Source organism: Frankia sp. CcWB3, assembly GCF_977927595.1.
In genome coordinates, this window is sequence record NZ_CDWRCK010000159.1 from 1 (window position 1) to 10,008 (window position 10,008).

The following is a 10,008-nucleotide window of genomic DNA, read 5'->3' on the forward strand; positions in this document are numbered from 1 at the left end:
GGGGAGGCCAGAGCGGGGAAGGTCAGAGCGGGGAAATCCCGATCGCGCGTCGGACCCCGGCGAGCACTGGCCGGGCCCGGTCGCGGGCCCGCTCGGCACCCGCCGCGAGGATGTCGTCCAGCTCGCTGTCCGGGGTGATGAGCTCGGTGTATCGCTCCCGCAGCGGTGACAGCCAGTCGTTGAGCGTCTCGAACAGGGCGTTCTTCACCTCACCCCATCCAGTGCCACCCTGCTCCAGACGGCTGCGCATCTCCTTGATTGCCTCGGGAGCCGCGAAGTTCTCGAGCAGGACGAAGGCCGCGGAACTGTCCGGGTCCTTCGGGTCCGCCAGCGGGGTGCTGTCGCCCACGATCCCACGGACGAGTTTCCGTAGCTGCTTCTCCGGCGCGAAGAGGGGAATGGTGTTCCGGTATGACTTGCTCATCTTGCGGCCGTCGATGCCGGGCAGTACCTTCGCCGAGCTCCCGGCCGGGAGGACCACCTCCGGGATCTTCAGGCTGAACACGTCACCGAACAGATGGTTGAAGGAGCCGGCGATGTCGGCGGCGTATTCCACGTGCTGCGACTGGTCCTGACCGACGGGGACCACGTCGGCATTCATGATGAGAATGTCGACGGCCATCAGAATCGGATAGTTGAACAGGCCCATGTTGATGCCGGCATCCAGATCGGGGACGCCGGCCTCGGCGTTGCGGTCACGGGCTGCCTTGTAGGCGTGGGCCCGGTTCATCAGACCCTTGCCGGTGACGCAGGACAGCACCCAGGCCAGCTCGAAGATCTCGGGGACGTCGGACTGGCGGTAGAAGATCGTGCTCGTCGGGTCGAGTCCGAGCACGAGCCACGTGGCCGCCACCGAGCGGGTGTAGCTCGCCAACTCCTCGCGACTACGCACGGATGTCAGGGCGTGATAGTCGGCGACGAAATAGATCGACTCGTAGGTCGAGGTGAGCTCCAGCGACGGCCGGATCGCTCCGATGTAGTTGCCGAGGTGCGGCTCGCCCGTCGGCTTGATCCCGGTGAGAGATACCTTCGGCTGTTGCGCTGCCATGGCAGGGCAGTCTACGGACGCGGGGCAGCCGCCGGGACGCCCCAGGTCGTTCTTCGCGGCCGTTCGCCTGCCTGCGCCTGTCTCGGTGGCGGGGTGGGAGATCCGAGCCTCGGTCAGGCGTCTCCGCCGAACAGGCCGGTCACCGACCCGTCCTCGAACACGGCCTTGATGGCCGCGGCCAGCAGCGGGGCGATGGACAGTTCGGTGATCTTGTCGATGCGAGCCTCGCTGGGCAGGGGCAGCGTGTTCGTGAGGACGACCTCGCTGATCTCCGAGTTCTTCAGCCGGTCGGCGGCGGGGCCGGACAGCACACCGTGGGTTGCCGCCGCGATGACGCCCGCCGCGCCGTGCTCCTTGAGTGACTCCGCGGCCTTCGTGATCGTGCCGGCAGTGTCGATCATGTCGTCGACGATGACGCAGGTCCGTCCGTGCACCTCGCCGACCACGTCGAACATCTTCACCTGGTTGGGAACGTCCGGGTCACGCCGCTTGTGGATGATGGCCAGTGGGCAGCCGAGCCGGTCGGTCCACCGCTCAGCCACGCGGACCCGGCCTGAGTCGGGGGCGACGACGGTCACCTCGGACGTGTCCAGCTTGGACTCGATGTAGTTGGTGAGCAGCGGCAACGCGAAGAGATGGTCCACCGGCCCGTCGAAGAAGCCCTGAATCTGGGCAGTGTGCAGGTCGACCGACATGAGCCGGTGCGCGCCGGCGGTCTTGAACAAATCGGCGACGAGGCGGGCCGAGATCGGCTCCCGGCCACGGTGCTTCTTGTCCTGGCGCGCATAGGGGTAGAAGGGCGCGACGACGGTGATCCGTTTGGCGCTGGCCCGCTTCAGCGCGTCCACCATGATCAGCTGTTCCATCAGCCAGGTGTTCACCGGGGCCGAATGGCACTGGAGCACGAAGGCGTCGCAGCCTCGAACCGATTCGGAGAAGCGGACGAAGATCTCGCCGCTGGCAAACTCGTAAGCATTGGTGGGGACGGGCTCGACGTCGAGCGCGGCCGCGACCTCCGCCGCGAGGCCCGGGTGCGAACGTCCCGCGAAGAGCATCAGATTGCGCCGGTTCTCGGTCTGGTAGGCCACCGCGTACTCCTCGGGCGTGACGGCGTGGTCGGGCTGGCGTGGTCGGGCTGGCGTGGGCAGCCCCCGGACGGGTGACCCGTTCGGGGGAACGGCCGTGAGGCCGCACGGTTCAACACTCGGGCCTACCCGGTCCCGCCCCTGTTGGCGCAGGCGGGACGGTACCCACGTGCCCGGATCGCCGCCCGCGACTCCGGCGATACCCGCCGGCTGCCGCCCGCGGACCCCGGGCCGCCGACCCGGGCGGGGCAGACCGGGCGGTGTGCATCCCCTCGCTGGCCAGAAGGTTCGGACGGACGTCTCTTTACATTCTGCTTCCCGGTTTTACGTTCTGCTCCCCGCGCCGGGAATACCGGCGATGCCGGCCTCGCCCTTGCCGGTAGGCGGCAACTCACTCCGGTGCGCCACGTCACCCTGATGAGCTGGGATCGGCACGGCGGCCTCGGCCGCGGACGGTTGTGGCATTTCATCGGGACGTTCGGGATCTCCGGCACCGCCGGGGGCCGGGACGCCGGCCGCGGCGGCCGCTCGTGCCGCCGGGCTGCCGGGACGGCGGCGGGAGACCCAGCCTTCGATGATCCGTTGCCGCCCCTCCCGGACCGCCAGCGCGCCCGGCGGAACGTCCTCCCGGATCACGGATCCGGCGCCGGTGTAGGCCCCGTCCCCGACCGTGACCGGAGCAACAAGCATGGTATCACTGCCGATCCGGACGTCCGAGCCGATCATCGTGCGGTGCTTGGCCACCCCGTCGTAGTTCACGAAGACCGTCGTGCATCCGATGTTGCTGCGCTCGCCGACCACCGCGTCGCCGACATACGCCAGGTGCGGGACCTTCGTCTGGTTCCCGAGATCGGCCGACTTCGTCTCGACGAAGGAGCCGATCTTGCCTTCGCAGCCTAGCCGGGTGCCCGACCGGAGATGGCTGTAAGGCCCGACCACGGCCCCGGCGCCGATCTCGGCCCGCTCGGCTGTGGTCCGCAGGACGGTCGCGCCCGCGCCCACTGCCGTGTCCGTCAGGGTGCACTCGGGGCCGATGACGGCGCCGCGAGCGACGTGCGTCCGGCCGTGCAGGAAGGTGTTGGGGGCGAGCGTCGTGTCCGGTTCGAGGATGACGTCGGCGTCGATCCAGGTGGTCTGCGGGTCGACGACGGTGGTGCCGGCGCGCATCGCCACCTCGACAATCCGGTCCCGCAGCACCCGTCCGGCGGCGGCGAGCTGGACGCGGTCGTTCACCCCACCGGCTTCGCCGGGATCGTCCACGACCCGCGCGGCCACCGGCCGCCCGGCGGCGACCAGCAGCCCGACGACGTCGGTGAGGTACTCCTCATCTTGAGCATTGTCCCTGGTCAGCCCTGCGAGTGCGGTCTGGAGTGGGCCCGCGGCGAACGCGTACACGCCGGTGTTGATCTCTCGGATCGTCGCGGTGGCGGCGTCGGCGTCGCGATGCTCGACGATGGCCCGGACCGCGCCGTCGCCGTCGCGCACCACCCGGCCGTAACCGATGGCGTCGTCGACAACGGCCGACAGGACCGTTGCCGCGGCCGCCCGGGCATGGTGCTGGGCCACCAGGGCAGTGAGCGTCGCGCCGGTCAACAGCGGGGTGTCGCCGGGCAGCACGACCACCGTGCCGCTGGGCGCCAGCTCGCCGAGCGCCGCCAAGGCCACCCGGACGGCATGGCCCGTGCCGTGCTGGCGGTCCTGGACGACCGGGACGACCTCGGGAGCCTGCTCCGCCAGCATCGCCGCGACCTGTTCGCGGCCGTGGCCCACGACGACCGCGGTACGCGCCGCCGCGAGGGCTCCGGCCGCGCTTAGCACGTGGTGGAGAAGGGAGCGCCCGGCGATGTGGTGCAGCACCTTCGGTGTCGTCGAGCGCATACGCTTGCCCTCGCCCGCTGCCAGGATGATGACGGCCGCCGGACGTGATGATGTCACGCGATCTCCCGAGTCTTCGGACCTGGACAGCGGTGGGGCGACGGCGCCCACACTACCCGTCGACCGGAAGGCGCCGGCAGATGCCACGGCCATCCCGGGAACACGCCGGCCCCGGATTGGGAAATTGATGTGTGCCTGTCTGCCGCCGTGGTGATGGTGCGGCGGTGCTTCCGGAATATTCTTTTCGATGGTATTACTGATGGTGCCCGGTAGCTCCGGGCCCGGTAGTGCTCCGCCGCCACGACTCGAACGTGGACTAAGAGAACCAAAATCTCCTGTGCTGCCGATTACACTACGGCGGACCGCGAGAAAACATGCCAACTCTACCATCGTGGGGTGGCTCGGATGGTAAAAGCCGGGCCACCGCCGGCTACCCCGCCCGCCGGCCGGCGCGGGCGGGCGTCCCGGACCGGGTTTGGTTGGCTGCCGTTCATCTCTTCGTCGCCCGACTGCCACTGGCTGTCATCTAATAACATCTAATTTTATTAGATGTCGCTATTCGTCATCGGCTTGTCATCGACCTGCCGGTGACCGTGGTGCGCGGCGGTGCCGATCGATCCGGGTCGGCGACCGATGGTTTGTTTGCGTGGCGGACGTAGAGGCGGGGGGACGTTGTCATGTCGGCGGGCTACCGTGGCGGATGGAGCGCCGGCACAGTGGGCCAGCCGCGACGGACGGAACGAGGCGATGACCGCTACCGACACGGTGACACCGAGCGACAATCGGGCACCGCGGGACGACCGCGAACCCACCACGGGCCCGGTTCCCCGCCGGGCTGATCCCGCGAACAGTCGCGGCAACGCCTCGCGGCTCCGTTCGATGACGAAGGCCCGCGTCGAGCAGGTCGTGATGGTGGTGACGATCGTGGTGCCGCTGGTCGCCCTGGCGGTCGCGATCCCGGCGATGTGGGGGCGGTGGATCTCCTGGCGGAACGTCGTCCTCGCCGTGGTGTTCTACGGCATCACCGGCCATGGCGTGACGATCGGCTTCCACCGTTACTTCACCCACCGCGGCTTCCGGACGTCCAGGCCGGTGCGGATCGCGCTGGCGGTCGCCGGCAACATGGCGATCGAGGGCCCGGTCATCCGGTGGGTGGCCGACCACCGGCGTCATCACGCCTTCAGCGACACCGAGGGCGATCCGCACTCGCCATGGCGTTACGGTCCGGGGACGTGGTCGCTGATCAAGGGTCTCTGGCACGCCCACGTGGGTTGGCTGTTCGACGTCGAGCAGACCGACCAGCGTCGGTTCGCCCCGGACCTGCTCGACGATCCCGACATCATGAAGGTCAGCCGCTCGTTCGCGCTGTGCGCGTTCGCCAGCCTCGCGCTGCCCGCCATGATCGGCGGCCTGTGGGGGGGTTCGTTCGCCGCGGCGCTGGAGGCGTTCTTCTGGGCCGGGCTGGTCCGTATCGCGCTGCTGCACCACGTCACGTGGTCGGTGAACAGCATCTGCCACGTCCTCGGCTCGCGTCCTTACCGGTCGCGGGACCGGTCGACCAACGTGTGGCCGCTGGCCCTGCTGTCGATGGGCGAGTCCTGGCATAACCTGCATCACGCCGAGCCGACCTCGGCCCGGCACGGGGTGCGGCCCTGGCAAATCGACACCAGCTTCTACCTGATCAAGCTGATGGAGACCGTCCACCTGGTGCGGGACGTCCGCTGGCCGGACCCGGCGCGTCTCGCGGCGAAACGCGCTACCGCCTGACCGGGCGGCGGGTGGCGGCGGCTTGTCAGCCACCCTCGATCTCGGCGGCGAGGGTGAGCCAGGCCTCCTCGGTGCTGTCCTTGTCCGCGACGACGGCGCGCAGCTCGGCGTCCAGCGTCAGCAGACGCCCATGATCCGTCGCGGCCTCGGCCAGCTCGTGATGCAGCTCCTGCTCGCGTCGGCTCAGCAGGTCCAGGGCGCGCTCGAGCCGGGTCAGCTCCTTGCGGGCGGCGCGCAGCTCGCTCCCGGACAGGGCGGGCGGCCCACCTGTCCGCCCAGCTTCGGCGATGGTGGTGGCCTGTCCGCCGGTGCCCTGTCCGCCGGTGGCCTGCCCGCCCGCTCCGCCGCCGGAGGCCGACGAACCCCGGGATGACGGTGCCCGGGCCGCGGCCTCCTCCCGGGCGGCCGCGCGCCGGGCGAGGTACTCCTCGATGCCGCCGGGCAGCATGCGCAGGTGCCCGTCGCCGAGCAGCGCCAGCGTCACGTCGCAGGTGCGTTCGAGGAAATAGCGGTCGTGGCTGACCACGATCAGGCTGCCCGGCCACGAGTCGAGGAGGTCCTCGAGCGCGGTGAGGGTGTCGGTGTCGAGGTCGTTGGTCGGCTCGTCGAGGAGCAGCACGTTCGGTCTGGCCATCAGCAGGCGCAGCAGCTGCAGCCGGCGGCGTTCGCCGCCGGAGAGGTCCCCGACCCGCGTCCACTGCCGCGACGACGGGAGGCCGAACTGCTCGAGTAACTGGCCGGCGGTCCGTTCCCGGCCTTTCTCGACCTCCAGGACCCGCCCGACCTGTTCGACGGCCTCCAGTGCCCGCAGTGGCGCCGGTAGTTCGGCGATCTCCTGGGACAGCAGAGCCGGTCGCACGCTGGCCCCCACCCGGACCCGGCCGGCGTCCGGCGTCACCGCACCCAGCAGCACGCGCAGCAGGGTGGTCTTGCCGGCTCCGTTGACACCGACCAGCCCGATCCGGTCCCCCGGTCCGACCAGCCAGGTGACGTCGTCGAACAACGTCCGGTCCCCGATCCGGACCGTGACATGCTCGGCGTCGTAGACGTCTTTGCCCAGCCGGGATGCCGCGAAGCTGCGCAGCGCCATGGTGTCCCGGGGCGGTGGCTCGTCGGCGATTAGCGCATTGGCCGCGTCGATGCGGAAGCGCGGCTTACTGGTCCGGGCGGGCGGGCCGCGGCGTAGCCAGGCGAGTTCCTTACGCAGCAGGTTCTGGCGCCTGGCCTCGGTGGCGTCGGCCCGCCGGGTGCGTTCGGCCCGTGCGAGCACGTACGCGGAATAGCCGCCCTCGTACGCGTCGACGCGCCCGTCCACGACTTCCCAGACCCGTCCGCACACCTCGTCGAGGAACCAGCGGTCGTGGGTCGCGACGAGCAGTCCACCGCGGAAGCCGGCGAGATGCCGGGCGAGCCAGGCGACCCCCTCGACGTCCAGGTGGTTCGTCGGCTCGTCCAGGATCAGCAGGTCGGTGTCCTGGACGAGGAGCCGGGCCAGCGCCACCCGGCGGCGTTCCCCGCCCGACATCGGCCCGACCGGGTCGTCGAGCCGTTCGAGCAGCCCGAGCCCGGCGAGTATGCCCCGCTGCCGGGGATCCGCCGCCCACTCGTGCTCGGCGACGGTGCCCATGACAATCTCGCGCACGGTGCGCTCGGCGGGGAGCATGTCGGCCTGCGCCAGGGTGGCGACCCGGGTGGAACCGGCGGGCACGACCCGGCCGGCGTCCGGGGCCACCTCGCCGGCGATGATCCGCAGCAGGGTGGACTTCCCGGCCCCGTTGCGCCCGACGACCCCGATCCGTTCCCCGGCGCCGATCCCCAGGCTCACCCGGTCGAGCAGCGTTCGGGTGCCGAACGCGGCGTCGACGTTCTCGAGGCTGACCAGGACGGCGCTCACGGCGCTTCGCCTGCCCCCTCCACCATCCTGGCGCCGCTCGCCGGCCCGGAGGCCCGGCGTACCGCGCGGGCGACCCCCATCCCGGCGAGGCTTGCCGCGAGCGCGATGCTCTCCTGCGCTCCGGCCGCGAGGAAGGCGCAGGTCGGACCGGAGCCGCTCACGATCGCCCCGACGGCTCCCAGCTCCCGGCCCGCCTCCAGGACGCGGCGCAGGGACGGCCGAAGCCGCAGCGCCGCCGGCTGCAGGTCGTTGACCAGGGCGGCCCCGAGCTGACCGGGGTCGCCGGTGCGCAGCGCGGCGAGCACGTCGTCGGCGGGGGTCGGGCCGGTCCGCAGTTTGCCCTCGGTCAGCCGGTCGAACTCCTTGTAGACCGCGGGGGTGGACAGGCCGCCGTCGGCGAGCGCGAACACCCAGTAGTACTCGCCCGTCGCCAGGACGTCGGTGAGCTGCTCGCCGCGCCCGGTGCCGAGTGCGGTGCCGCCGGCCAGGGGGAACGGGACGTCGCTGCCGAGCTGGGCGGCGAGCCGGGTCAGGGTCGCCCGGTCCAGTCCGGTCTGCCACAGCGCGTCGCAGGCGACGAGCGCCGCCGCCGCGTCGGCGCTGCCCCCGGCCATCCCCGCGGCGACGGGGATGCCCTTCGCCAGGGTGAGATGAACACGTTCCGAGGTGATGCCCGCGGCCTCGGCAACCAGGTGAGCGGCCCGGACGGCGATGTTGTCCCGGCCAGTGGGGACGATGGAGACCTCCGGCGTGGGCGTCGCCGGACCCAGCGACGCCGGGTCGGCGCCCTCCCCGGACACCTCGACGGTCACGACTACGTCCCCGCCGGACCGGCCGTCCCCGCCGCCGTCGCCGGTGGTCGATAGCCCCGAGCCGTGGAACTGCGGGGGATCGACCGACGTCGCCGAGACGTCGTCGAACAGCGAGACGGCCTGCAGCACTGTGATGACGTCGTGGTAGCCGTCCGGTCGGAGCGGCCCGACGCCGAGATGCAGGTTGACCTTGGCCGGGGCCCGCACGGTGACGGTAGCGGGGCCGGCTCCGGCGCTTCGGCGCGGACCCGGGTGGGATCGAGGCAGCGGATGCTCCTTCGCTCGGACGCACGCGCCCGCTGGGCGGCGTGGCGTTCGGTGGCGGCCGGCACCCAAACCTATCCGCCCGCGCCGGGAGCGGATGAGCGTCCGCCCGCGAAGGATCGCGAGGGGCGCAGCGAATCGGCCCCCGGCGACGCGGCGGGGACGATGCGGGCTTCCGTTCAGTAATCGTAGCTGTGCCGACGGGAACGGGTTGTTGTCCGACCGGAGAATTCGGGTATCCCTGATCGTGAACGACCGCACCGGAGAGCGCCCGGACGGATCGTCCCTCGACGTCCCGCTCCTGGTCGGACCTGACCCCTTCCACCGCTTTGGGCGCTCCGACGATGCCGGCCAGGAAGGAGCACCATGACCACCACAACCAGCGCGGCCGGGCCCGAGGCGAAGACCTCGGACGCAGGTGGTGCGCGTCGCACCACCGTGCCGGAGCGCAAGACGTCCACCGAGCTGGTGACCGGCCGGGGCCGGACGTCGATCGCGGACGCCGTCGTCCGCAAGATCGCCGGTGTCGCGGCACGCGAGGTCTCCGGGGTACACAGCCTGGGCTCGGGTGGGGCCCGCGCGATGGGTTCGTTCCGGGCCCGCATCCCCGGCGCGTCGGCCAGCGTCTCCCAGGGAGTCGCGGTGGAGGTCGGGGAACGGCAGGCCGCGATCGACCTCGACGTCGTCTGCGACTACGGGGTCTCCATCGTGGATCTGTCCCACTCGATCCGGCACAACGTCGTCACCTCCGTGGAGGGAATGACGGGCCTGGAGGTCACCGAGGTGAATATCGCGATCGACGACGTCTACATCGGCGAGGAGGAATCGGAAGAGTCGCGGCGGGTCGAATGAGTACGAACCCGACGGCGGCCGGGCCGGTGAGCGGGTTCGCCTGGGATCCGGATGCCGTGGCCCGGACCGTGCTGTCCTGTCCCGGTGTCGTCCGGCTCATCGGCGCGCCGATCCGGCACGAGGATCGTCACCGCGTTCCGGACGGCGGGGCGGGTGCCGCGGCCGAGGTCGCGACCTACCTTCCGGGCCGCCGGGTGGAGGGGGTACGGGTACGGCCGGACGGGATCCTGGTGCAGATCGTGTGCCGGTACGGGGAACGGCTCGGTGAGCTCGCCGCCCGGGTGCGCGCCGCGGTGCTGGCGGCCGAACCCGGCTGTCCCCGGGTCGACGTCGTCATCCGTGATCTGGCGATTCCGGATCCGGACCTGTCGTGCCCGGAGGGGCCGGACGCGGCGGTGGTCGGTCCGGAGA

The 10,008-nt window shown here is 71.0% G+C and carries 7 protein-coding genes, 1 tRNA gene and 1 pseudogene; 3 read left to right on the plus strand and 6 right to left on the minus strand.

The window, feature by feature from the left end:
- Positions 1 to 22 precede the first annotated feature (22 nt).
- The 4 genes from ACY5KJ_RS13070 to ACY5KJ_RS13085 form a co-directional block, all read right to left on the minus strand.
- Positions 23 to 1,048: a tryptophan--tRNA ligase gene (locus ACY5KJ_RS13070; RefSeq protein WP_462186363.1), complete on the minus strand. Its 1,026-nt coding sequence runs from the start codon at positions 1,046 to 1,048 to the stop codon at positions 23 to 25.
- 113 nt (positions 1,049 to 1,161) lie between these two features.
- On the minus strand, positions 1,162 to 2,136 hold the full coding sequence (locus tag ACY5KJ_RS13075) for a ribose-phosphate diphosphokinase (RefSeq protein ID WP_462186364.1): 975 nt from the start codon (positions 2,134 to 2,136) through the stop codon (positions 1,162 to 1,164).
- 321 nt (positions 2,137 to 2,457) lie between these two features.
- A complete protein-coding gene (gene glmU, locus ACY5KJ_RS13080; protein WP_462203456.1) occupies positions 2,458 to 4,068 on the minus strand; it encodes a bifunctional UDP-N-acetylglucosamine diphosphorylase/glucosamine-1-phosphate N-acetyltransferase GlmU in 1,611 nt (536 codons plus the stop codon).
- Positions 4,069 to 4,298: 230 nt separating this feature from the next.
- Positions 4,299 to 4,370: transfer RNA gene (locus ACY5KJ_RS13085), tRNA-Gln, on the minus strand.
- 385 nt (positions 4,371 to 4,755) lie between these two features.
- Between ACY5KJ_RS13085 and ACY5KJ_RS13090 the strand changes: the two genes are divergently transcribed.
- Positions 4,756 to 5,775, plus strand: coding sequence for an acyl-CoA desaturase (locus ACY5KJ_RS13090; protein WP_462203457.1), 1,020 nt, complete (start codon positions 4,756 to 4,758; stop codon positions 5,773 to 5,775).
- A gap of 25 nt (positions 5,776 to 5,800) precedes the next feature.
- Here the strand turns inward: ACY5KJ_RS13090 and ACY5KJ_RS13095 are convergent, their stop codons facing one another.
- Both ACY5KJ_RS13095 and ACY5KJ_RS13100 read right to left on the minus strand, forming a co-directional pair.
- Entirely contained in the window at positions 5,801 to 7,669 is a 1,869-nt protein-coding gene (locus ACY5KJ_RS13095; RefSeq protein WP_462186367.1) for an ABC-F family ATP-binding cassette domain-containing protein, read from the minus strand.
- Positions 7,666 to 8,688 carry a 4-(cytidine 5'-diphospho)-2-C-methyl-D-erythritol kinase gene (locus tag ACY5KJ_RS13100; protein ID WP_462203458.1) on the minus strand — a complete coding sequence of 341 codons (1,023 nt, stop codon included), beginning with the start codon at positions 8,686 to 8,688 and terminating at the stop codon, positions 7,666 to 7,668. Before ACY5KJ_RS13100 ends, ACY5KJ_RS13095 begins: the two co-directional genes overlap by 4 nt.
- A 423-nt stretch (positions 8,689 to 9,111) precedes the next feature.
- Between ACY5KJ_RS13100 and ACY5KJ_RS13105 the strand changes: the two genes are divergently transcribed.
- Together ACY5KJ_RS13105 and ACY5KJ_RS13110 are read left to right on the plus strand one after the other, a co-directional pair.
- Positions 9,112 to 9,597, plus strand: a complete 486-nt coding sequence (locus tag ACY5KJ_RS13105) for an Asp23/Gls24 family envelope stress response protein (RefSeq protein WP_462186369.1) — start codon at positions 9,112 to 9,114, stop codon at positions 9,595 to 9,597.
- A pseudogene (locus ACY5KJ_RS13110) lies at positions 9,594 to 10,008 on the plus strand (hypothetical protein); the annotation flags it as partial. The gene ACY5KJ_RS13105 and the pseudogene ACY5KJ_RS13110, both read left to right, overlap by 4 nt.

What these genes read in the sequence shown, in the direction of transcription:
- ACY5KJ_RS13105 (WP_462186369.1), top strand. Translation starts at nt 9,112, where the DNA reads ATGACCACCACAACCAGCGCGGCCGGGCCCGAGGCGAAGACCTCGGAC.
- ACY5KJ_RS13070 (WP_462186363.1), bottom strand. Translation starts at nt 1,048, where the DNA reads ATGGCAGCGCAACAGCCGAAGGTATCTCTCACCGGGATCAAGCCGACG.
- ACY5KJ_RS13090 (WP_462203457.1), top strand. Translation starts at nt 4,756, where the DNA reads ATGACCGCTACCGACACGGTGACACCGAGCGACAATCGGGCACCGCGG.